Below are 23,051 nucleotides of genomic sequence, written 5' to 3'. Positions count from 1 at the left end.
CTGCCCGCGCACGATAAAACCGTGCTCGGTCAATGCGCGCAATCGAGATGCGCCCTGCCGACTGTGCATGAGTGAGTGAGAAGAGGAAGAGGCAATGGCAGGAAAGATTCTATTAGAAGTGGTGACGCCCGAGAAGCAGCTGCTGAGCCAGCAGGTGGATGAAGTGATTGCCCCTGGCTCGGAAGGCGAGTTCGGCGTGTTGCCAGGCCATTGCCATTTCCTCTCGACGCTGCGCATCGGCGAGCTGCGGTATCGTGTCGGCGATCAGACGAACCACATGGCGATTCTCTGGGGCTATGCCGAAGTCACGCCGAGCAAGGTGACCATCATGGCCGAGATTGCGGAGAAGGCCGAGGATATCGATGTCGAACGGGCTGCGGCCAAAGTCGCTGAAGCTGAACAACGGCTCAAAGTCGGAGGCTTGCCGTCCGAAGTGAAAGAGGCCGAGATCAGTCTTGAAAAGGCCCGCCTTCGCAAGAAGATCGCTGAACGCACCCGTAAGACCGGCCTCGCGTAAACTCCTTCGTTCGCCCCGTTCGAGATGCTATGCTCGCGTGCTCTTCCAGCGAGCCGCTCTGTCAGGTTCTACCGGCGGAGGCTTCCCCCTTGCGATACCCTATCCTCTCTCAGGCCAAAATGAAGGCGGCTGGACTTGTCCTCTGGATGCTGGTCTTTTGCGCCGGATGTGCCGGGCCCACGTTGACGAGTCGTGTCGTTCAGGAAGAACCCTCGTGGTTCGTGAGACTGGATTCATACGGGATTGCCAGCACAGCCCCTCGCTACGATCATCCCTCTATCTGGACGTCAGAAGAAATAACAGCCATTCTCGGCCGCCTGCTCCTTGAAGATCGCGTCGGGTTAATGGACAGCGCTCAACCGCCGCGCGCGGTCTTTTCGTTAGAGGAGATCGCGCTTCTGGCCCCAGCGATTAAAGAGTCCTTTCAAAGCGCCGCCCCGCATGAGTGGATTGCCTACTGCACCACGATCCCGCATGGATCTGATTTGGCCGTCACATCCGGTGGAATATTTGTGAGTGAATCGCTATTACATATTGTTGTGGCCAACCATCGGACTCTGTTAGCCAGGGAATCAGCCGATTTCAGGGCAGTGCGAGAGAATCCCTTCCACTCCGTCAGAGGGAGCGATGGGGCCTTAACCTTCGAGTCGTCCCGCTATGTGGTGCGCCGGCAGGCCAATTGGTCTGGTGGGCACCGGGCGTCAGCCAGCGAACTGGTGTTGGATCACCGGGGGTTTTTTTCAATCCTCGAGCGGACGAGAGCGATTGCCACGCCACCAAAGCCGCTTAAGACTGGCGTAGGACCTCCATCAATAAGCGCTGGAGTGTCCGGATCAGAAACAGAGCCCCAGACAGTCATTCTCCAATTGCGCGAAGAAATCGAGCGTCTGAAGCGGATCGTGGCTGAGCAGGAGGCGGAGATTGCCCGGCTCCAGAGACATCGTTAGGCAGGAATTCTTAACATGCTGATAGCGTGGATCCGCAGCAAGACTGTTGAGGAGATTGCTTTTCTCTCCTTCCTCCAGTAGCTTTCCCCCATGCAAACAGAGTTTGTCATCACGTCTGGGGAACAGCCGAAGCGCCTCGACGTCTTTCTCGTGAACCGCGAGCCCAATCTGTCGCGCTCGGCCATTCAGCGCCTGATCGAACAGGGCCGGGTCAAGATGAACGGGCAAGTGGCCAAGCCCAGCCAGAAAATAAAACCCGGCGATCTCATTGCCTTTGACATACCCAAAGCCGAGCCTCTGGAGCTGAAAGGGGAGGCGATCCCACTCGAAATCTTGTACGAAGATGAGCACCTCTTGGTGCTCAATAAGCCTTGCGGCATCGTCGTGCATCCAGCGCCGGGGAATTGGGCCGGAACGTTGGTCAACGCGCTCCTCCATCACTTCCAGACGTCAGGCGGAACAGTGTCCACCATTGGGGGGAAAGAACGCCCAGGATTGGTGCACCGGCTTGATAAGCAAACGTCCGGGGTGATGGTGATTGCGAAGCAGGACCAGGCGCACCGGCATCTGGCGGCGCAATTCAAGCATCACACGATCACGCGGGTGTATGAAGCCTTGATCTGGGGGGTGCCGAAAAAGGGGCATGGCCTCATCGAACTGGCGATTGGCAGGGACACCAAGGAGCGCAAGAAGTTTTCGGCCCGCACGACGAATCCCAAAGAATCCGTCACGGAATACAAGGTGGACCGGCGGTTTGGAAAGCTGGCCGCCCATGTGTTGCTCTACCCGAAAACGGGACGAACCCATCAGCTGCGGGTGCATTTGACCGCCCTGGGCCACCCCATTCTCGGTGATCCCACCTACGGAGGGAGGAAGGTCAGCGAAATCGAAGGCATCGAAATTCCGCGAGTCATGCTTCACGCCAGGACGCTAGGGTTTCAACATCCGGCCACCGGGGAGAGACATGAATTCACCAGGCCGCTCCCGCCGGATATGGACGAGGTGATGCAGGCACTCGAAAGACTGGTTCCCAGAAAATCGACGCAGGATATTTGATGCGTCTGGTGAAGTCGAATAGGACGAAAGTATGCACACGTCAGATGTACTCGACGCGATCGGCGGATTAACTTCTCAACTCAAGCTCTATGCGGCGAAGCTGCCGCCCATTGTGCACCTGACGGCTGTGCCGACCGGCGTCAAGCCCAAGCTGGAGGCCATTGAAGAGTATGAGGAGATTGTGTCGCGGTTTCGGCAGCAGAGCAGCGGGACGGCATACAAAGGGTTGAACGACTTGTTCATCGAGTCCCTGGAGGCCTTTGAAGTGGGCAAGTTGCTCGGCTCCGTACAGCCCTTACTCGCGGTTCTCGATCATATCGAGCGGATGCAGCGTGATCAGGAGATAGAAGTGGGGCGCATCGATGAGAAGCGTGTGGTGGAGTACCGAGCCGCCCTCCACAAGATCATGCCGGGAAATAAACCGGAATTAGATGGCTCAGGACGCGGGATCTAATAATCAATGGTGATGATTGAGGGGCGAGGCTGGCGGGCCCAATTTAATTCACAGTTCGTCTTTCATACGTCACACTGGCGATCAGTGCCCCATTTTTGGTCCGGCGGCATTGGCTCCTTCAGAAACCAGCCGAAACCGCACGGTCGATGAGCAGTGGGGGCATTTGGCGCGGACAAAAACGTCGTCCAAGACCTCGTACTGATCCGGCTTGAGCCACATCAGCTGAAAGCATTTGGGGCAGCTACGTACTTGCGTTGACATCGGTTTCCTCGTACACTTTGACCCGTTTACTGGAGCAGTCAGCGGGAGATACTTTAGTACACAATGCCCCCCACCCTCAAGACTACCCTCACGTTTTCCGATAAAAAGACGCTCGATCCCCAGCAGTTGCTCAGACTCTTTCAGCAGGCGCCTTGGGCGAAAGGGCGGGCATTGGAGGACGCGAGGGAGATGCTGCGCCATACCGACCTCGCACTCTGTGCCTGGGATGGTGAACAACTTGTGGGTTTCGCCCGTGTGCTGACCGATTTTGTCTATCGGGCGACGATCTGGGATGTCATCGTCGATCAGGCCTATCAAAAACAAGGGATCGGCGCGGAGCTCGTTCAGCGCATCCTGCAGCATCCCCGGCTCAAAAAAGTGGAACTGTTTTGGCTGTGCACCAGACGGCCAGGGTTTTACGAAAAACTGGGATTCAGCTCAGGCGAGCAGACCGGCATGGTCTGGAGCCGCAGTAAGAATGCTTCGCACGAATAACGCATCGCTCTCTCATCTCCTCGTAGGGAGGGGCGGTTCCTCCAGGTATAGGTTCTGACTAAAAAAGAAAAGGCAGGATACCCGGCATGCTAGGATATCCTGCCTCTTCTTCCAACCGCGCGTCCAGAAGTTTAGAAATACATCTTTCCGCCGAACAGGAAGCCGAACGATGACGCATTCCAGTCATCGATTCGTGTGCTGTTCACAGTGGCGTGCCCGTCATTCCGCTTGTAGGCCATTTCCGCATTCAGGGCAACTTGCTTGGTGATCATGTAGTCCGCTCCCCAGCCTAACCGCCAGGCGAATGTGTTGCTTGGGCTGATCCTGGTGCTGGTATTTTCTCCAAAGCTGTTCACGTTCACGCCAAAGCTCATATTGACATAGGGGCTGACCGGTCCGAAGTTGGTGGGACGCAGTTCAAGGGTCGGCAACACCGACACAGTGTCTTGGTGACCCAAATCACGCAGCGGCCGTTCCTGATCGACGGCATGACGTTCCCACTCCAGCATCATACCGACCAGCAGCCATTTATTTAGGCTGTACATAGCCTGAAAGTTGACCAGTGAACCGACGTCGGTAGAACGGTTTGCAGAGAGTTCTTGCGTGATTGGCGCAAATCCAGCGCGCATTCCGAGCACCCACTTCCCTGGCTCGATCCCGCCGAATTCCTGTTTCCCATCCTGGGCGAGCGCCGGGACTGCCGGGATGAGTAATAAGGTGATAAAAGCTACAGTGAGGGTGGCTGTACCCCACCAATACGGTTTCTTCTGCATGCGGTGCCTCCAAGGTAAATGTGTGATATGTGACAATAGAGCAAAGGATGGCAAGTCCTGTACCGAACAGCCCAGGAAAAGGATCTAGAGCAAACAGCCAAATCTTGTCAAAAAGATGAGACTTTTACACTGAATAGATTTCAGAGAATACGAGTGACCGAGAAAAGTGATTCAATAATCATACAGTCCTGTAGTGGTTGGCCTACAGGAGAGATGATCCAAGGGATGAGTGCCAAGACTATCAGTGGTGATGAGATTCCTGGCAGAGGCTTGCTGCCACGCGTGGCTGACGCTTCGGGGAAAACAGAACGGCCAGAAAAAAGATTGTCGTGGCGAGGAGGACAATGGCCGGTCCGGAGGGAATATCCCAGGTTGCCGAGATCAAGACACCAGCCACGGCGGTGGAGACGCCAATGATCACAGAGTACCAAGTGAGGGTGGTGAGGCTATGGGTGAGCTGGTAGGCGGTTGAAGCCGGAATGAGAATCATCGCGAAGACCAGGATGGCGCCCACGGTTTTGAGCGAGACCACGACGGTGAGGGCCACGAGGGTGAGGAGCAAGAAGAAGATGCGCCGTGCCGGGACGCCGGAGGCCTCGGCCATCTCCTGATCGAAGGCGATGAAATAGAGCTCTTTCGAAAAGAGCAGTATCAGTCCCAGTACCAGGATGCCCAGCCCGCCAATCACCCGCAGCTCTTCGCTGGTGACAGAAAGGACGCTGCCGAACAGGTAGCCATAGACTTCCGCATTGTAGGATTTCATCAGGCCGAGAAACAGAATCGCCAGGGCCATGGTGGTGGTGTAGAGGATGCCAATTGAGACATCCAGCTTCATCCGGCCTTTTTCTTCCACCCAGCCGGTGATCCAAACCGTCGCCAGCCCGAACAGAATCGCCAGGGCCAACGGCGGCCAGCCCATCAGATAGCCCAAGGCCACGCCGGCAAAGGCCGCATGCGACGTGCCGGCCCCGACGAACGCCAGCCCTCGTAAGACCACGAACACGCCGATCACAGAGCAGAGCCCTCCCACCATCGCAGCGGCGAGGAGGGAGCGTTGCATGAAGTCGTAGGCCAATAGTTCAAGCATGAGTCGCCAACAGTTAGTGATGGTGGTGGTAATCCTCAACGATCACGAGATCCTTCTCGGTGATGACCAATTCCTTGCCATAGACCTGGCGAAGGATTTCTGGCTTTAGGACCTCGGCTGGAGGGCCTGAAGCAAACAGTCTGGTTTTGAGTAGGACCAGGCGATCGACTCGCGAGCGGATCATGTTGATATCATGGGTGATCAAGAGCACCGTCAGGCCCAGCTCTTTATGCAGTTGCGCGACCAGTTCAATGACATTGTGCTGGGTGGTGATGTCCAGCCCGGTGGTCGGCTCGTCGAGGAGCAGCACTTTCGGCTGCTGGGCCAAGGCTCTGGCGATAAACACGCGTTGTTGCTGGCCGCCTGAAAGGTGGCCCAGTGCCGTATTTTGATGATTGTCCATGCCGACGTGGGCCAGGGCTTCGAGGGCAATCTTCCGATCCTGCCGGCCGGCGCGTTTGAAGAGGCCGAGCGCGCCGTATCGGCCCATCATGACGGTTTCCAAGACTGTCACGGGGAAGTTCCGATCCACGACGCCTTTTTGCGGCAGGTAGCCGATTTGGGCGCGATGGGAGCAGCGCAGTTCGCCGCAGGCGCAATCGAAAATCCGCAAATGCCCTTCGAGTGGCGCCATCAGGCCGAGCATGGCGCGGCAAAGGGTGGTTTTCCCCGAGCCGTTGGGGCCGATGACGCCGACAAATTCGCCGGCGGAAATAGTGAGGGAGATATCCTGTAATGCCAGGACACCGGGAAAACCGAAGGAGGCATGGTCGAAATGGATGATGGGCTCTTTCTGAATCGACACGAGGAACCGGGCTCCTTCCGGCGCTGAGGAGTCAGCGTGATGAGAATAGGCGATTAGGCCGCCTCAAGCGCGTTCACCAATTGGAGCACATTATAGCGGAGCATGTCGAGGTAGGTCTCGGTCCCGGGGAGGCCTCCCGGAAGCGTGGTCAAGATGACGACACGCGCAGCCCCTTCCCTGGCTAGCAGGTCTGGAATCCGCTGGCTCAGTTGAATTTCAGAGGCGATGACTTTGATCCGGTCATGTTTGATTTTCGAGATGAGCGATTGCAGTTGCAGGGCCGACGGCTCCGTGCCAGATTGCGTTTGGATCGTGGCGGCAATATCAAAACCAAACCGTCTCGCCAGGTAGGGCCAGGCGGGGTGATGGGCGACGAAGCGGCGATCCGGCAGGCGGTTGACGCGATCCGCAAGTTCCTTTTGCAGCGCCTCCAATTTCTGTGCATAGGCCGTGTGATTCTGGCGAAACTCCGTGGCATGCGCCGGATCGAGCTTGCACAGCGTTTCGGTGATGTGGTGAAGCATGGTCAAGACGCTCTGCGGATCCATCCACACGTGCGGGTTGCCGCCTCCCTCGTGATGGTGGCCAGCCGGCGAGCCGTTGGGTTCCGAGTGATCGCGGATTATGGCAATGCCTGTGGAGGTGGTGACGACCAGTAACGAGGGGCTGCCCGCGTTTTTCACCAGCGATGAAACCCACACTTCGAGACCGAGGCCGACTTCGAAGAGCACCGTGGCTTTGCGGACCGCGATCAGATCGCTGGGCTTCGGCGAGTACGTATGCTCGTTTTCATATCCGCTCAGGAGCGAGGTGACGCGTACCTGGCGGCCGCCGATCTGTTCCGTCAGATCCTTGAGCACGGGAATGGTGACGACGACATTTAGAGGGGCTGCCGATGAGGCCTGTGCCTGGGATGCAACAGAAAGAAGGCTGCAGAGGGCCATGGCCAGGATGGGCCAGTAGATTTTGCGAATGTGTACGAGCATGGGCGGGGACGGTAACATCGAGGGTGCGTGATGTCAACGCGCCGCGCGCTGGTGAATGGCCGGCCTGCTTGACCCGGATCGTGACTTCCATTAGCGTAGCGCGGACCGAGCAGGAGTTGCGTGTGATCGAAAGGGAAGCGGGATGATGAAAGTGGTCGGGCTGATGTCCGGAACATCCGGTGACGGGGTCGATGCCGCGCTGATCGAGATCACCAAAAAGAAATCGGGGCTTCAGGTGGAGATGCTCGCCTTTCACCCGATGCCCTATCCACGGTCGCTTCAGCAGCGGGTCTTGACGGCATCAGTGTCGGGAAGCGTTTCCGAACTGTGTCATTTGAATGCGTTGCTCGGCGAGTGGTTTGCGAATGCGGCACTGGGGGTCATTCGGAAGGCGGGGTTGCAGCCGAAACATGTGGACTTGATCGGCTCTCACGGCCAAACGGTGCATCATTTGCCGCATGGCATCAAGGATGCCGGGGTTGGGTCGATCCGCTCAACCTTGCAAATTGCCGAGCCGGCGGTCATCGCCGAGCGGACCGGCATCACGACGGTCGCCAATTTCCGTCCGCGCGATATGGCCGCCGGCGGCCAGGGGGCGCCGCTCACGCCCGGTGTCCATGCGCTCCTGTTCCGCCATCCCAGGCGGGCAAGGCTGGTCGTGAATCTCGGCGGTATCAGCAACGTGACCTATCTCCCGCGCGGGAAAGGGGTGGGCGGCATCCGCGCCTTCGATACGGGACCGGCCAATATGGTGTTGGACGGGCTTATTGATCGGATCACGGAAGGCCGTGTATCGATGGACCGGGACGGGCGGCTGGCTTTACGCGGACGTCCTGACGGGCGCCTGCTGGCGAAGCTCTTGGCCCATCCCTATCTTTCGAAGCAGCCGCCCAAATCCACGGGCCGAGAAGCCTTTGGCGCGCCGATGGTCGATGAGTTGCTGGCTGTTCAAGCGGCGCGGCAACTGTCGATCGAAGACCTGCTCGCCACCTGCAGCCGATGGACCGCCGAGGCAGTCGGCACGGCCCGACGATGGATTGACGGCGGTGGAATCGACGAAGTCGTGGTCGGCGGTGGCGGTGTGCGCAACCGCGCGATTATGGCGCATCTGTCGGACGTCTTCTCTCCCGCTCCAGTCACGACATTCGATGCCTTGGGGTGGGATAGCAAGGCTTTGGAAGCGGTGGCGTTTGGGATACTTGGCTATCAGACCATCATGGAACAGTACGGCAATGTTCCGGCGGTGACCGGCGCGACACATCCGGCCCTGTTGGGCTGTATTGTGCCCAGTGGGCTAGGATGGCTCCGCCGGTTGAATCGCCGCATGTCCGCATAGACGAAACCCATGACGTTGGACGCAATTCTCATCGGGGTGGTAGCGGCGGGTGTATTGCTGCTGGTGTTTTGGCAGCGGGACCCATCTCCGGCTCCCGCAAAAGCTCCAGCCCCAGTCCTTCCCGCCGGTGTCACGCTGGCCCCGGCTCCGTTGCTGACGGAGCAGGAGGTGGTGCTCTATAACCTGATGCGCCTCGCGGTGCAGGACTATTATCTGGTCTTTTCCCAGGTTCCTCTGTGGGCGTTCGTCACGGTCGATGCGGTAGGGAAGGAGCGGACACAGATTTTTCGTGAGATTGCCCTCAAACCGGTCGATTTTGTGCTGGTTCATCCCGGCACGAGGCAGGTGGCGCAGGTGGTCCAGGTCGAGGATGGAACACGCCGTGGCCCGGAGGCCGACCGTCAGCGGATCGTCAAAGAGATTCTCGATGCAGCCGGCATCAAGCTGGTCACATTGCGATCGAAGCAGGCCTATACGGTGCCGGCGCTGACCTCGTTGTTCGGGCTTGATCCTGAGGACGCATGAAGGATCGCCGGATCGTGACGAGAAATTCACGCATCGGAGCTTACTCGGCCGGATGAGGGGCCGGATCTATTTTGGCGATGGATGTGTCGAGGGCCTTTCGCGCGAGTTCGGCTTCCGCGCTATCCGGGTATTGATCCACCACACGCTCATACATCGTACGGGCTTTGTCCTGATCCCCTAATTTCGAATAGGTCTGGCCGATTTTCAGAGTCGAGGCGGCGAGTTTCTGGCTGAGCGGATAGTAGGACACCACATTATAGAAAGATGTGAGCGCATCTTTGTAGCGGCCCATCCGGTATTGGCATTCCCCCATCCAGTATTGCGCATTTGCGGCGAGGGCGGAGTGGCTGTGGACTTCGATGAAAAATCGGAATCCGGCCAGCGCCGCCTCATAATCGCGATGCTTGAACTCTTCCATTACCCGGTCGTAGAGCCGGCGCGATGTGTCTTGGAGCTGGCCAGGGGTGGCCAGAGATGGAGTTGCGGAGAGAAGCAGTGTGGCGGCGAGGATCAATCCGATGGTGTTCAGTTTCTTCATAGTCCCCCTCAGTAACAAACGAGTCAGCCGGACAAGATTCGTGCGGAACATGATGAGATGAGTATCGCAATCGTTGTGCCATTAGGCGGCTGTGAAGAGGCATCTCAAACGGCGAGAAACGGAACGTTTCCGACTGTGAAACGGCAGAGATCTGGAGCCGTTCTGGTATAAGCGGTTCTCAGCGACAGATTTGTACGGCAAGATCGAGACACCTGTGATGTTTTTGCCGCGTCACCGGGCACAGGACAGAGTTATGCCGTGCGGCGAATGGCGTGGCCGGTGGCCGGTGTCGTGGGAGTATGAACGTGGAAATGAAACGAGCAGCCGCCTTTTTGTTTGGCCTGGTACATCGCGGCGTCGGCATGTTTTAAGAGGTCGTCCACATCGTGGTCGTCGGACGGGTAGACGGTGATGCCGATGCTGACACCGATTGACGCATGATGATGGCCGAGATCGAACGGCTCCGCAATCGCATCCGTTATCCGCTGCGCCACGACGGCCATGTCCTCTTCGGACGCACAGCCTTCCAGAATGATCGTGAATTCGTCGCCGCCCATTCGCGCGACCGTGTCGATCTCCCGCACGCAGGTTCGCAGCCGATCCGCCACCAATTTGAGGAGGAGATCGCCCACGCTGTGCCCCATCGTATCGTTCACCGATTTGAACCGGTCGAGGTCGAGCAGCATGAGGCCCAGCGGGCGCTGGAGGCGCTTGCTGCGGGCCATGGCTTGAATCAGCCGGTCGCGAAACAGGGTTCGATTGACCAAGCCGGTCAATTGATCGTATTGCGCCAGGTAGGTCATTCGCTCTTCCGCGCGCTTGCGTTCGATGGCATACCGGATGGAGCGGGCGAGCAGATCGGGGTGGCCCTGGCCTTTGACCAGATAATCCTGCGCGCCTTGCTGGACCGCTTGGATGGACAGCGTTTGATCGTTGACCGTGCTCAGCACGATGATCGGAATCGTCGGACTGGTGGCTTGAACTTGTTTCAGGGTCGGGATTCCGTAGGCGTCAGGCAATGAGAGATCCAGCAGTATGGCATCGTAGTGACTGCGCCCAAGGCAATCAAAGGCCTCGCTGAGCCTGGTCACGTGCGTGATGTCGAATTGCTCAATGCTCCACTCAGCCAGAATATCCTGGGTGAGGTGCGCATCGACATTGTCATCTTCGACCAACAATAACTTGATCATTGAGCGTCACGTCCTCAGTCGTGGCTATTTCAGATCTTGAAAAACTCGACTCCTGCGATGGCAATTCGGTCAGGAGTCCATGGGTGTGAGTATAACGCAACATGTTGGGCATACAAGGATTTCTCGATATTTCGATGGGGGGAGGAGAACTGCGAGAGATCCAGTGCGCGGCACCATATTTCAGGCGGGGAAGATGAAGAGCGTCGGTTATTGTAACTGTGACAGCACGCGCCCTTCTTCGCGCGGATAAATGCCCCGGCGAATATCTGGCGGGCCAATGGCGGCTTCGCAGGCGTAGCCCGGCTCAAATGGCCACAAGAGCGATTGCCCGAACAGCGATCCCTTCATATGCACATATCGCAACGTCACGCCGAGTTCATCGGAGTCTTGCTGGATCTGTTTGAGACAGGCCTCCTGTGTATAGGCCCGGCGTGTCAGGATGAGAGGCTCGCCGGTGACTTTATGATAGGCGACGTATTCGTCGGCGCAGCCGGCCGCCAGCGATAGCCACATCATGAGCATGCCAATGTGGGTGGCAGAGACGGTTCGTGTCATAAAGAATGCCCTCCCCTTCTGAGGGGAAGTGTAGCGCATGTGACGGGGATTGCAAAGGTGCTTCTGTAGGAAGGACTGGATGGGAATCAAGGGCAACGGGGCCTGAGGGCGAAAACCACCTAGACGGGTTTTTCCGCCACATATTCGATGTACTTCCAGAACTCCTTCGCTTCTTCTTCGTTGAGGACCACCGGCGTATTGTTCGCCATGCCGGTCAGATAGATTTTTACCGACATGGCATCGTGCCAGACCTGCACCTCGCAGTGGGTAATACTGTCCAGATTCAGCGCGCGGTTTCCGATTCGAACGAAGTGCATCAGCCGACTCCTTCCGACTCAGTGACGGTGGCTTGATGCTACAACAAGGGCGGAGTTTGACAAAGTAACTTGCGCATTTCTGATCAGGCATGGATGGCCGTATGTGGCTGTTTGTGTGTGATTCGTTCAATGACCGGCGGGTCTTTTTGGTCTTTCTACGTCAGTATGTGGCTGCGGTCTGGCGATCTGGCCAGAGATGTCTTGGCGGGAGAAAATTTGCGTACAGTGGGGGTGCGACAGAATCGCCTGTCTCGTCACGAACCACAGGATTGATGCAGGGAATAGGTCGGATTATCAGCGCGTTACCTCAACGAACATTATCCGACATTCCTATCAAGAGCTGCGGGGGTGAGGGCATTGGACTTGCTCCACTCAGGTCCAACTACTCGGCATGGGTAGCCGTTGTCCCATACTGGAGGTACTTACCATGTGGATAAAGGTCACAGTATCGTTTCTTGCTGCCATTCTGGTTTCATCCCCACCGCTCTATGCTGCGAGCAAGCAAGCATTTCCAGGGGCCAATGGGCGGCCTTTTCAGGCCTTAACCCAATACATTGCGGATCTCCAATCGGAAATGAACACGTTCACGCAGCAGCTTACGGAGTTGCAACAGTTGGCCCAGCAGTTACAGGCGCAGATCGCCTCCTCAGTTACCAATGTTTCTACACTGCAAGAGCAGTTATCAACGGTTCAAGCCCAAATCGACATGGTCCAGACGCAACTCAACTTTCTACAGAACGCCTTGAATGCCAAGCAGGGACTGATTACCGGTTCCTGCCCCAGCGGTAGCTCGATCAGGCAAATCAATCCCGATGGATCCGTGATCTGTCAGGAAGACTCTTCGTCCGGTACGGGCACGGGGAAATTCGTTACTAAAATAGGGCCGGTGCAGACGGTGTCGTTCGGGCAATCCGTCTCCTATGCGATGAGCTGCCCATCCGGTTATGTCGTGTCAAATGTCGGCTATAGTTCCAGCGCCTATGTCACTATCAATCAGGTGGCATACCCGTCCCTTACGACGGGGTTTGTTGTTGGATCACATTCCAACGCGGCGTTTAGCGACCGGCAGGGATTTTTCCAGCTCTATCTTCGTTGCCAGGGCGGTACGACTAGTGGTTCTGCCGGCTTCTAAGTTCCTCACCTGAGCAGTAAGGCGGAGCGAGCCCCATTCGCAAGGGTGGGGCCCGCTCTTCAAGTTGTAGACCCAACGAGGCGAGTTCGATTTGACCCGTCGAACTGACTATTCTTCGATGCCTTTAGACTGAGAAATCTTCTGAAAGCCGAAATTAATTGTTGCCACGTAGGTATCAAGAGTTCGGGGCGGATCCGAAGGAGGTAGTAGCACAAACGGCTGATTATGCCGTTACGTCACCTGCCGGATATTTCGCATATGAGCTAGGAAAAGAATAGGGGTGAACTGATTGGTTGCGGGGAGAGGATTTGAACCTCTGACCTTTGGGTTATGAGCCCAACGAGCTACCAGGCTGCTCCACCCCGCAGAGGGAGAGTAACAAACGGTTAGACGGCAAGTCAAGCGAACCAGCGCCACCGTTGCATTCGCGCGAGGGCAGTGCTAAAGCGATAGCATGCGTATTGTCTTCATGGGCACTCCTGAATTTGCCGTTCCCTCGCTCGAAGCGCTGCTCGCATCGGACGACCAGGTGGTGGGGATCGTCACGCAGCCGGATCGGCCGAAGGGGCGCGGCCAAGTACTGACGCCGTCACCGATCAAAGTAATCGCGCAGCGGGAACATCTTCCGTTACTGCAGCCGCTTAAAATCAAAGCGCCAGAATTTCTCGAGGCCTTGGCGGCCTGGAAACCCGACCTCATTGCCGTGACCGCCTTCGGCAGAATCTTGCCCGGCTCAGTGCTCACGTTGCCCCCCATGGGTTGCGTGAATGTGCATGGGTCGCTGCTTCCGAAATATCGGGGGGCTGCGCCGGTGCAATGGGCGGTGATCAATGGCGAACGCGAAACTGGTATTACGACGATGTTGATGGACGAAGGGATGGATACCGGGGCGATGCTGCTGCAAGAAAGCCTGGCGATCGATCCCGACGACACTGCGGGAACGATAGCTCCGAGACTGGCGGCCATTGGGGGGCGGTTGCTGGTCGAAACGATCAGACAGCTCAAGGCCGGCACGATTACACCTCTTCCTCAGGACCATTCACGGGCGACCATGGCGCCGATTTTGAAGAAGGAAGATGGCCTGATCGATTGGACGATGAGCGCCAGCCAACTGTCCAATCGCGTGAGAGGACTATCACCCTGGCCGGGAGCCTACACATTTCTCGATGGTGAACGCTGGATGATTTGGAAGGCCTCACATCGGGCAATGGATAAGCAGGGGGCGCCGGGTACGATCGTCGGGGTGACCAAACAGGTGATTCAGGTTGCGACTGGCGAGGGCGTTCTTGAAGTGACAGAGGTTCAACCGGCGAACAGCAAGCGGCTCACTGTGGCACAGTTTCTTGCCGGTCATCACGTTGCCGCAGGGCAGCGCTTCGATGCCGGACCTTCCCTGCCGAACGATCGCGAGGCGGCGAGGCTCTAAGTCCGCGTAGTGCATTCCCGCCGGATGTAACAGCTATGTCATCGATCCAACCTGCTCAGAGAAAATCCGCCATCTTCGCCCGGCACCGGGCCTTGTCGGTGCTGCTGGCCTTCCAGAAGTCCGGTGATGCGATCGATGAGATCCTTGATCGGATGTGGACCGGTGAGGCGGGAGAGCCCCGCGATCGGGCATTCGCAATGGAATTGATCTATGGAGTTTTGCGGCGGCAGGAAACCCTTGATTGGCGATTGGCGCCTGTGCTGAGCAAGCCGCTGGCGCGTCTTCCACTGGTCATTCAAGTCGTGCTGCGGATGGGCGCGTATCAGCTGCTCTATATGGATCGGGTGCCGGAATCCGCAGCGGTCAATGAATCGGTGAACTTGGCGAAGTCTCATGCGGCCAAACTCGGGCGTGATTGGGGAGGGTTGGTGAACGCGGTATTACGTGCGCTGATGCGCTCTTCTGAACCGCCCTTGCCGGATCTTGGTCAGGATCCCGCCCAGGCTTTGTCGCTTTGCTATGCCGTGCCGCTCTGGTTGTGTGAGCGATGGGTGAACCGACTCGGGTATGAGGGGGCTGAAGCGGCCTGCAAGACCGTGAGTACCGTTCCTGCTCTTACGCTGCGTGTGAATCGACAGAAAACGACACGGGAGGCTTTTCTTGAACAGTTGGGAAAAGCCGGCATCGGGTCGCGGCCGACCATTGTCAGCCCCGCTGGAATTGTTGTGGAGGGAGGGCAGTCCGTGACGGCGCTCCCTGGGTTTCGCGAGGGGTGGTTTTATGTCGAGGATGAAGCGGCGCAACTCATTCCACTCGTGCTTGATCCGCAGCCGGGCGAACGGATCCTTGATGCCTGTGCGGCGCCGGGAGGCAAAGCCACACATCTTGCCGATCTGATGGCGAACCGAGGCGAAGTGGTGGCCTTGGACCGGCAGCCCGCGCGCCTGAAACTGTTGGCCGAGAATTGCCACAGGCTTGGGGCAACGATCGTGACTCCGCTCGTAGGAGATGCGCGGCATATCGGTGCGCTGGCATCACCAGGACCCGGGGGGCAACGGGCAGGCTCGCTGGGGATATTCGATCGCATTCTCGTGGATGCGCCGTGCAGCGGGATCGGCGTGCTCCGCCGGCATCCTGACGCGAAATGGAGCAAAGACACCGGCATGTTTGCAAGACATCAGGTGTTGCAACGCGAGATCCTCGAGCAGGCGGCCTCTGTCTTGCGGCCCGGCGGGGTGCTGGTCTATAGTACCTGCTCAACTGAACCGGAAGAGACGGAAGAGGTGATCGACCGTTTCTGCCGGGATCATTCAGCGTGTATGCGCGAATCTGTGGCGCCGTGGCTCCCTGCCGACGCCCTTCCCTTCGTTACCGCTCAGGGGGCGTTGTCTACCTTGGGAAACGAGGCCGGGATGGACGGATTTTACGCCGCCAGGTTGCGAAAGGCCGAGCATGAGTAATCGAGTGCAGATTGCCCCCTCTATCCTTGCCGCGGATTTCGTCCGGCTTGCCGATGAAATCGCCGCGGTTGAACGGGGCGGCGCGGATCTCCTGCACATTGATGTTATGGATGGCCATTTTGTGCCGAATCTCACCATCGGGCCGCCGGTGGTTGAATCGATTAAGAAAGTCGCCAAGCTGCCGCTCGACGTGCATCTGATGATTACCAACGCCGATGCGTTCATTCCAGAATTTGTTGCGGCCGGGGCGGACTACGTCACGGTGCACGTGGAGGCCTGTCCCCATCTGCATCGCACGATTCAGTTGATCAAAGAACGAGGTGCGAAGGCCGGGGTCACGCTGAATCCCGCAACGCCGGTCAGTTTGCTGCAAGAAATTTTGCCTGAGGTTGATCTGGTGCTGATCATGTCGGTGAACCCCGGATTCGGCGGGCAGAAGTTTATTCCATCCGCGCTGCAGAAGATTACCGCCGTCCGCGAGATGCTGGATCGTCTCCACAGCCCGGCGTTGCTCGAAGTGGATGGCGGCGTAAAAGTCGACAATGCCGCTCAGGTATTGGCGGCCGGGGCCGATGTGCTCGTCGCCGGGTCGGCCATTTTCTCCAGCCGGGACTATGCCGGGACTATTGCCGCATTACGGTCAGCCGGTCAGCCGGCTTCCTCAACCATGGCGCACGCCGCACTCCATCGATAGGCCATTCAGGGTGGATATTTCCGGACTCATCGACAGCCTGCACCCCCTCGAAATCAAAGTCCTCACGGCCTTTGGCGCGCGCCCGTTCGGATCGGTGCTGGGAACCGAGCAGCTGGCCGCCGCAGCCGAATTGGAGCCCTCCCAGCTGAGCATGGCCATCGAGTGGTTGCTGGCCAAGTCGCTGCTCATGGTGCATGCCGAGACGGTCACGCCGGTGGTGTCGCTGACGAAACTCGGCGAGCAATATTTTGCCACCGCTTCCCCGATCGAGCGGGTGTTCGCGGCCGCGCGAGAAGTCGCCAGCACGGGCAAGCGGCTGACGATCCCCGACTTGCAGGCGCAGGACGGGTTGGATCCCTCCGATGTCAGCAAGGCCGTCGGCCGCCTGAAAAAGGAAGGCGTGCTGCTGATTGTCCAGGGCGGCTGTATCGAAGCGACCGGACGTTCCAGTCCGACCATTGAGGCGATTCGCACCTTGCTTAAGGAAGTCCACGAGTCTGCCAGAGACTTGACGAGCTTCTCGGAACCACATCGCCAGATCATCGAAGATTATGCCGTGAAGCGCGGCAATGCCAAAGAACCGTTCCGCGTGGATGACCGTGTCACGCGATCGTTCACGCTCTCACCCAATGGGGCAACCGCAGCGGAGCACCTTCTGCGCGAAGGCGTCGCGGAAGAAGTCTCCCAGCTCACGCCGGAATTGTTGAAGGACGGCAGTTGGCGAGGCAAGCGGTTCCGCAAATACACGATCAGCCTGCGGGCGCCACGAATCGGCACAGGAAAGAAACATCCCTATCGCGAGTTTCTCGACACCGTGAAGACAAAACTCGTGAGCATGGGTTTTCAGGAAATGCGCGGGTCGCTGGTCGAAACAGAGTTTTGGAATATGGACGCGCTCTTCATGCCGCAGTTTCACCCGGCGCGGGACATTCACGACGTCTATTTTGTGAAAGATCCCACCCATGCCACGAAAATCGACGAGCCGTTCCTGACGCAGGTGACGAAGGCCCACGAGAATGGCGGCAAGACCGGCTCCACGGGATGGAAGTACGCCTTCAATGGCGAACGGGCCAAGCGGCTGGTGCTCCGCAGCCAGGGCACGGCAGTCTCGGCCAGGACGCTGGCGTCGGTTCCGGCTGTGCCGGGGAAGTATTTCTCCATCGCACGCTGTTTCCGCTACGATCAGGTCGATGCGACGCACGCCACCGATTTTTTTCAGGTCGAGGGCATTGTGCTGGGCGAAGACATCAATTTCCGCACGCTCTTAGGCCTGCTGAATCTCTTCGCACGGGAAGTGGCCCAGGCAAAGGAAGTAAAGTTTCTGCCGGCCTATTTCCCGTTCACCGAACCGTCGGTGGAAATGCACGTGCGCCATCCGCGCTTAGGGTGGATGGAACTCGGCGGGGCCGGGCTGTTTCGCCCGGAGGTCACCTTGCCATTAGGGGTGAATGTCCCGGTGATTGCCTGGGGGCTTGGGCTGGACCGGATGGCCATGGTGGCGCTCGGCATTCACGATATCCGTGAGCTGTTCACCGATAATTTGGACTTGATCCGCACGACGCGGGGAATCTTTTAGCTGCGACCATGCCCACGATTTCTATTTATAAAGACGATTTCGAGTCGCTCCTGGCCTCCACCGGCCGTGCGAAGCGCTCGGTGTCCATCGAACAGGTGGAAGAGTGGCTCATGCTCGTGAAGGGCGAACTCAAGGGGCACAATGCCGAGACCGGCGAGCTGCGGGTTGAGCTGCAAGACAGCAACCGGCCTGATCTCTGGTGCTGCGAAGGGATCGCGCGGCAGATCCGCATCAAGCAACAGGGCAAGCTCAAGCCCTATGCCTTTTTCGGCAAAAAGCCGAAGTCCTCGCAGCGGCTCATCGTCGGGCCAGGCTTGGAACAGGTTCGCCCCTATGTGGCCGCCTGCACGGCCAAGGGCTATCGGGTGACGGAAGAAGGGCTGGCCCAGTTGATTCAGACGCAAGAAAAGCTTGCGGATATTTTTGGGCATAAGCGAAAGACGGTTTCGATCGGGATTTATCAGCTGTCGAAAATCCAGTTTCCCGTGACCTACGAATTGGTCAAGCCGGACGAGGCACGGTTCACGCCGCTGGGCATGGAGACGGTGATGACCTTGTCGGAAATCCTCATGGTCCATCCCAAAGGATTGGAGCATGGGCATATTCTGGCGGGGCAAAGTCGGCTGCCTCTTCTGCGTGACGCGACGCACCAGCCGCTGTCGTTCCCGCCGATCATCAATAGCCGGGAAGTCGGCGAAGTACGGGTGGGCGACGATGAGTTGTTTGTGGAGGTGACGGGGACAGATTTGCCGATGGTCGTGCTCACGTTGAACATCTTCGCCGCCAACCTCGCCGATCGTGGCGCGGCCATCGAGCCGATCGAAGTGCAGTATCCGAAGAGCACGCCGCTGGGGAAGCGTGTTGTCACGCCGCAAGATTTGGGCAAGCCCCGGACGATTCAGCTGAAGACGATCGAACAGGCGCTGGGCCAGGAACTCGGCGTCAAAACCGTGAAGCAAGCCCTGGAAGTGTATGGGTATGATGTTTCGGCCGGAAAGGGCACGGTCAAGGCAAAGTTGCCGCCCTATCGGCAAGACCTGATGCACGCGATGGACGTCGTTGAAGATGTGGCGGTCAGCAGGGGCTATGGGGAATTTGTTCCGGTCATGCCGGCGCAGTTTACCGTCGGCGGATTGTCGCGCATCGAGCAGACGTCAGACCGGGCGCGGGAATTAATGGTCGGGCTGGGGTTTCAGGAGATCATTTCCAACATTCTGGGGTCGCCGGACAACTATCGTGGCGCGATGCGCCTGGATGGGACAGACTGGGGGCGGATGGTCGAAGTCGACAATGCGATGGCCTTGACCTTCTCCTGCCTGCGCCAGTGGATGTTGCCGTCGCTGTTGCGCGTCGAAGCCGCATCAAGCCGGGCCTTCTATCCGCATCGCCTGTTCGAAGCCGGTGAAGTGGCGATTCCCGACAGCACGCACGAACTGGGATCGCGCACAGAGGTGGTGCTCGGTTCCGTCATCGCCCATGCGGGCGCCCATTTCTCAGAGCTTCACTCGTGCCTCGATGTCTTGTTTTACTACGTCGGAAAAGACTACAGCCTGGAGCCGGTCCAACATCCCTCATTCCTGGAAGGACGTGCCGGCCGGATCGTCGTTGCGGGGAAGCCGCTGGGCGTGATCGGCGAAGTCCATCCAGAAGTTCTGGAGCGCTGGCAGATCGCCGTGCCTGTCGTCGCGTTCGAAGTGAATCTCTCCCAATTGGCAGGGCTGGCCTCATAGGGAGAGCGACGATGCGTCGCCCTCCCATACGAAAATCTGGCAGGCTGATGACGAAGTCTATGCCGTGGCGAGATTAGGCCGCGACAGGGGTCAGATGCTGCTTGGCGAGGCCGACCAACTTCTCAAACCCAGCGGCGTCCTTGATGGCCATGTCCGAGAGGACTTTGCGGTCCAGCAAGATATTCGCCTTCTTGAGCGCATTGATAAACCGGCCATAGGTAAGGCCCTGTGCGCGGACTGCGGCGCTGATGCGCGCAATCCACAACTGCCGGAAGTCCCGCTTCCGATTCTTGCGGCCCGTGTACGCGTAGACGAGCCCCTTGTCTACACTCTCTGTCGCCGAGCGGAACAGCCGGCTCTTTCCGCCGTACTGGCCCGATGCCAGCTTGATCCGCTTCTTTCTCCGCTGTCTAGTTTTAAATCCACCTTTTGCGCGAGGCATGATTCCGTCTCCTTTTACTCGTGAGGCACGCTTTCAGGACGTTAGTTATACGGCAAGATGCGGTTCAAAGACAAGGTTGCCGTCTGATCCACCGCCTTGTTTCCGCTTAGCCGGCGCTTTTGGTCGCTCTTCTTATGTGTCAATAAATGGCGCTTTCCGGCGCTCTTCCGAACCAATTTCCCTGTGCCTGTCCGCTTGAATCGCTTGCTGGCACCTTTGTGTGTCTTGGCTTTTTGAGCTTTGGCTTTCATGAGCTGCGTCCTCTTGGTTAATGGCAACGGTTCTGTGCGGTTAATTCTTCGGAGCCACGATCATGATAAGGCTGCGGCCTTCCATGCGCGGGGCATATTCAATCGTGCCGGTTTCCGTTAATTCGGCGATCACGGAATTCATCACGGTGCGGCCCATTTCCTGGTTGGCCATTTCGCGTCCGCGATAGGTCAGGGTCACTTTGGTCTTGTTCCCATCGGCCAGGAATTCCTTGATCTGACGGATCTTAATCTCCAAGTCGTGCTTATCGGTCCGTGGGCGGAGCTTGATTTCCTTTACCTGCGTGGACTTCTGATGGCGACGGCTCTGGTGATCTTTCTTGCTGAGCTCGTACTTGTATTTGCCATAGTCCATGATCCGGCAGACCGGTGGCGCTGAAGTCGGGGCGACCTCGACGAGATCGTAGCCCCCTTCTTGTGCCTGCCGGAATGCATCCGCGGTCGGGAGAATGCCGAGCTGCTCTCCTTCCGGGCCAATCACCCGAACTTCTCGAACTCGGATTTCACGGTTTACGCGCAGTTTGGGAACGATAATCCACCTCTTAGTGTGTAGGTTGAAGGTCGGGCTGCACGCGAGTGACATCATTTCTGAGCATCTCGATCACCGCAGCCCCTGTCATATTGCCGAGATTGGCCCCGCTCCGCCCTCTGACAGAAAGGGTGCCGCTCTGCACTTCGCGGTCGCCTGCCACCAGCATGAACGGAATCTTGGCCTTTTCGGCCTCACGGATTTTAAAGCCGATCTTTTCATTGCGCAGGTCCGCTTCGGCCCGAAAGCCCGCGGCTTTTAACTGCGCTACGAAGGAGGTGACATACTCGCGCTGGCTCTCGGTGATTGCAATGACCACGGCCTGGACCGGGGCGAGCCAGGAGGGGAACGCGCCGCCGTAATGCTCCACCAGGATTCCAAAGAACCGCTCGATCGACCCCATCAATGCCCGATGGATCATGATGGGCTGATGGGACTTTCCGTCTTCACCGATATAGCTCAGGTCGAATCGTTCCGGGTTGTTGAAGTCCACTTGGATCGTGGAGCATTGCCAGGAGCGTCCGAGGGCGTCCTTGATTTTGATATCGATTTTCGGGCCGTAAAATGCCCCGCCGCCTTCGTCCACGTGGAAATTGAGGTTGCGCGACTTCAGTGCGGCCTCCAGCGAATCGGTCGCCAGCGTCCAGTTTTCGTCCGATCCGACGGATTCCTTCGGCCTGGTCGAGAGGAAAATTTCAAATTCGGCAAAGCCGAAGGTCTTCAAGATGAAGAAAGTGAAGTCGATAACGCGGCTGACTTCGTCCTGGATCTGATCCGGACGGCAGAACAGGTGGGCGTCGTCCTGAGTAAATCCGCGCACGCGCAGCAGGCCATGGAGCACGCCGGTCCGTTCATACCGGTAGACGGTGCCGAGTTCCCCATACCGGATGGGGAGATCCCGATAGCTCCGCAGGTGCGACTTGTAAATCATAATATGGTACGGGCAATTCATCGGCTTGAGCTGGTACTCGCTGCCCTCCAGCTTCATGGGGGCGAACATGTTGTCCTTGTAGTAATCGACATGGCCGCTGGTTTTCCAGAGATCGAGCCGTGCGACATGAGGAGAGTAGACCAGCTCATATCCGTCTTTGAGGTGCTGCTCGCGCCAGAAGTTTTCAATCAGCAGCCGGACCAAGGCCCCCTTCGGGTGCCACAAAACCAGTCCAGGGCCGATTTCGTCCTGGATCGTGATGAGGTCCAGTTCTTTGCCGACTTTGCGGTGGTCGCGCCGTTTGATTTCTTCCAGCCTGGCGAGATGGGCATCGAGTTCTTTTTGCGTGGGGAAGGAGGTGCCATAGATCCGCTGCAACATCGGGTTGCGTTCGTCTCCACGCCAGTAGGCGCCGGCCGTCGTGAGGAGCTTAAACGCGCCGACATGGCCGGTAGCCGGGAGGTGCGGACCCCGGCAGAGATCAACAAATTCCCCTTGGCTGTAAGCGGAGATCGGCTCGCCATCCGGGAAGCCCTGGATCAATTCAACTTTATAGCCTTCACCGCGCGATTGGAAAAAGTCGATGGCCTCCTGCTTCGAAAATTCGGTCCGTGTGACCGGCAGGTTCCGCTTGATGATGTCCCGCGCGCGCTCTTCGATCTTTTCCAAGTCTTCCGGTGTAAAGGGGCGGTCGAAGGCGAAATCGTAGAAGAAGCCGTCTTCAAGCGCCGGGCCAATCGTCATTTGGGCCGTGGGGAAGACTTCTTTAACGGCTTGCGCCATGATATGGGTGCTGCTATGGCGGTAGACCTCGCGGCCTTCGTCACTGGCAAAGGTAATCGGTTCAACTGTCGCATCGCCAGTCAGCGGACAAGACAGATCGACTACCTTTCCGTTAACTTTGGCGGCAAGGACGTCAGTACCGACCTTCACGCCGCAGGCCTTCAGCGCGGTGCCAACGGTGTGTCCTTGTTCGACCGCCTGGCTCTTTCCGTCTCGTAACGTTACAGTGATCACGTG

At 58.0% G+C, this 23,051-nt stretch carries 25 protein-coding genes and 1 tRNA gene; 13 read left to right on the top strand and 13 right to left on the bottom strand.

What is annotated here, in order from left to right; genetic code table 11:
* The first annotated feature begins 94 nt into the window (after positions 1-94).
* From RI101_14300 to RI101_14280, 5 genes are all read left to right on the top strand, one after another.
* The gene (locus RI101_14300) at positions 95-517 is read left to right on the top strand and encodes a F0F1 ATP synthase subunit epsilon (protein MEC4891221.1); all 423 of its coding nucleotides are present in this window, start codon (positions 95-97) and stop codon (positions 515-517) included.
* A gap of 89 nt (positions 518-606) precedes the next feature.
* On the top strand, positions 607-1,464 hold the full coding sequence (locus tag RI101_14295) for a hypothetical protein (protein MEC4891220.1): 858 nt from the start codon (positions 607-609) through the stop codon (positions 1,462-1,464).
* A 90-nt stretch (positions 1,465-1,554) separates the two neighbouring features.
* Complete coding sequence (locus RI101_14290) at positions 1,555-2,520, top strand: RluA family pseudouridine synthase (protein MEC4891219.1); 966 nt, start codon at positions 1,555-1,557, stop codon at positions 2,518-2,520.
* A 31-nt stretch (positions 2,521-2,551) separates the two neighbouring features.
* The gene (locus RI101_14285; GenBank protein ID MEC4891218.1) at positions 2,552-2,974 is read left to right on the top strand and encodes a hypothetical protein; all 423 of its coding nucleotides are present in this window, start codon (positions 2,552-2,554) and stop codon (positions 2,972-2,974) included.
* A gap of 324 nt (positions 2,975-3,298) precedes the next feature.
* The gene (locus RI101_14280; protein MEC4891217.1) at positions 3,299-3,730 is read left to right on the top strand and encodes a GNAT family N-acetyltransferase; all 432 of its coding nucleotides are present in this window, start codon (positions 3,299-3,301) and stop codon (positions 3,728-3,730) included.
* 131 nt (positions 3,731-3,861) lie between these two features.
* Here RI101_14280 and RI101_14275 read toward each other — a convergent pair whose 3' ends face one another.
* The 4 genes from RI101_14275 to RI101_14260 all read right to left on the bottom strand — a co-directional run bounded on the left by RI101_14275 (position 3,862) and on the right by RI101_14260 (position 7,381).
* Positions 3,862-4,503 carry an outer membrane beta-barrel protein gene (locus RI101_14275; protein ID MEC4891216.1) on the bottom strand — a complete coding sequence of 214 codons (642 nt, stop codon included), beginning with the start codon at positions 4,501-4,503 and terminating at the stop codon, positions 3,862-3,864.
* A gap of 241 nt (positions 4,504-4,744) precedes the next feature.
* Entirely contained in the window at positions 4,745-5,590 is an 846-nt protein-coding gene (locus RI101_14270) for a metal ABC transporter permease (protein MEC4891215.1), read from the bottom strand.
* A gap of 13 nt (positions 5,591-5,603) precedes the next feature.
* Positions 5,604-6,395, bottom strand: coding sequence for a metal ABC transporter ATP-binding protein (locus tag RI101_14265; GenBank protein ID MEC4891214.1), 792 nt, complete (start codon positions 6,393-6,395; stop codon positions 5,604-5,606).
* A 53-nt stretch (positions 6,396-6,448) separates the two neighbouring features.
* Positions 6,449-7,381, bottom strand: a complete 933-nt coding sequence (locus tag RI101_14260) for a metal ABC transporter substrate-binding protein (GenBank protein ID MEC4891213.1) — start codon at positions 7,379-7,381, stop codon at positions 6,449-6,451.
* Positions 7,382-7,523: 142 nt separating this feature from the next.
* On the opposite strand from RI101_14260, the gene RI101_14255 reads away from it, so the two are divergent.
* Together RI101_14255 and RI101_14250 are read left to right on the top strand one after the other, a co-directional pair.
* Positions 7,524-8,717, top strand: a complete 1,194-nt coding sequence (locus RI101_14255) for an anhydro-N-acetylmuramic acid kinase (GenBank protein ID MEC4891212.1) — start codon at positions 7,524-7,526, stop codon at positions 8,715-8,717.
* A 9-nt stretch (positions 8,718-8,726) separates the two neighbouring features.
* Entirely contained in the window at positions 8,727-9,242 is a 516-nt protein-coding gene (locus RI101_14250) for a DUF2726 domain-containing protein (protein MEC4891211.1), read from the top strand.
* Between the two features lie 40 nt (positions 9,243-9,282).
* Here the strand turns inward: RI101_14250 and ybgF are convergent, their stop codons facing one another.
* From ybgF to RI101_14230, 4 genes are all read right to left on the bottom strand, one after another.
* Positions 9,283-9,780 (bottom strand): tol-pal system protein YbgF, encoded by a 498-nt coding sequence (gene ybgF / locus RI101_14245; protein MEC4891210.1) that lies wholly within the window; start codon positions 9,778-9,780, stop codon positions 9,283-9,285.
* Positions 9,781-10,031: 251 nt separating this feature from the next.
* Entirely contained in the window at positions 10,032-10,970 is a 939-nt protein-coding gene (locus RI101_14240) for a GGDEF domain-containing response regulator (GenBank protein MEC4891209.1), read from the bottom strand.
* A 207-nt stretch (positions 10,971-11,177) separates the two neighbouring features.
* Complete coding sequence (locus RI101_14235) at positions 11,178-11,525, bottom strand: hypothetical protein (protein ID MEC4891208.1); 348 nt, start codon at positions 11,523-11,525, stop codon at positions 11,178-11,180.
* A 119-nt stretch (positions 11,526-11,644) separates the two neighbouring features.
* A complete protein-coding gene (locus RI101_14230; protein MEC4891207.1) occupies positions 11,645-11,842 on the bottom strand; it encodes a hypothetical protein in 198 nt (65 codons plus the stop codon).
* Between the two features lie 427 nt (positions 11,843-12,269).
* On the opposite strand from RI101_14230, the gene RI101_14225 reads away from it, so the two are divergent.
* The gene (locus tag RI101_14225) at positions 12,270-12,974 is read left to right on the top strand and encodes a hypothetical protein (GenBank protein MEC4891206.1); all 705 of its coding nucleotides are present in this window, start codon (positions 12,270-12,272) and stop codon (positions 12,972-12,974) included.
* Positions 12,975-13,264: 290 nt separating this feature from the next.
* Here the strand turns inward: RI101_14225 and RI101_14220 are convergent.
* Positions 13,265-13,341 (bottom strand) — tRNA-Met (locus tag RI101_14220).
* An 87-nt stretch (positions 13,342-13,428) separates the two neighbouring features.
* On the opposite strand from RI101_14220, the gene fmt reads away from it, so the two are divergent.
* From fmt to pheT, 5 genes are read left to right on the top strand one after another with little or no spacing between them, the layout of a single operon-like run.
* A complete protein-coding gene (gene fmt, locus RI101_14215; protein MEC4891205.1) occupies positions 13,429-14,400 on the top strand; it encodes a methionyl-tRNA formyltransferase in 972 nt (323 codons plus the stop codon).
* 35 nt (positions 14,401-14,435) lie between these two features.
* Positions 14,436-15,860, top strand: a complete 1,425-nt coding sequence (rsmB, locus tag RI101_14210; protein MEC4891204.1) for a 16S rRNA (cytosine(967)-C(5))-methyltransferase RsmB — start codon at positions 14,436-14,438, stop codon at positions 15,858-15,860.
* Positions 15,853-16,554 (top strand): ribulose-phosphate 3-epimerase, encoded by a 702-nt coding sequence (gene rpe, locus RI101_14205; protein MEC4891203.1) that lies wholly within the window; start codon positions 15,853-15,855, stop codon positions 16,552-16,554. The genes rsmB and rpe overlap by 8 nt, the downstream gene beginning before the upstream one ends.
* A 10-nt stretch (positions 16,555-16,564) precedes the next feature.
* Positions 16,565-18,130: a phenylalanine--tRNA ligase subunit alpha gene (locus tag RI101_14200; protein ID MEC4891202.1), complete on the top strand. Its 1,566-nt coding sequence runs from the start codon at positions 16,565-16,567 to the stop codon at positions 18,128-18,130.
* 8 nt (positions 18,131-18,138) lie between these two features.
* Entirely contained in the window at positions 18,139-19,860 is a 1,722-nt protein-coding gene (gene pheT / locus RI101_14195) for a phenylalanine--tRNA ligase subunit beta (GenBank protein MEC4891201.1), read from the top strand.
* Between the two features lie 73 nt (positions 19,861-19,933).
* On the opposite strand, the gene rplT is transcribed toward pheT, so the two are convergent.
* The 4 genes from rplT to thrS are packed head-to-tail and all read right to left on the bottom strand — an operon-like array spanning position 19,934 to position 23,048.
* Positions 19,934-20,302 (bottom strand): 50S ribosomal protein L20, encoded by a 369-nt coding sequence (rplT, locus tag RI101_14190; protein MEC4891200.1) that lies wholly within the window; start codon positions 20,300-20,302, stop codon positions 19,934-19,936.
* Positions 20,303-20,343: 41 nt separating this feature from the next.
* Complete coding sequence (gene rpmI / locus RI101_14185) at positions 20,344-20,553, bottom strand: 50S ribosomal protein L35 (GenBank protein ID MEC4891199.1); 210 nt, start codon at positions 20,551-20,553, stop codon at positions 20,344-20,346.
* 40 nt (positions 20,554-20,593) lie between these two features.
* Entirely contained in the window at positions 20,594-21,154 is a 561-nt protein-coding gene (gene infC, locus RI101_14180; GenBank protein ID MEC4891198.1) for a translation initiation factor IF-3, read from the bottom strand.
* Positions 21,114-23,048: a threonine--tRNA ligase gene (gene thrS / locus RI101_14175; protein MEC4891197.1), complete on the bottom strand. Its 1,935-nt coding sequence runs from the start codon at positions 23,046-23,048 to the stop codon at positions 21,114-21,116. The genes infC and thrS overlap by 41 nt, the downstream gene beginning before the upstream one ends.
* Positions 23,049-23,051 lie beyond the last annotated feature (3 nt).

The sequence above is a fragment of the Nitrospira sp. genome (assembly GCA_035968315.1).
Lineage (GTDB): Bacteria > Nitrospirota > Nitrospiria > Nitrospirales > Nitrospiraceae > Nitrospira_D.
This window is presented reverse-complemented; position numbering and strand designations above follow the sequence as displayed.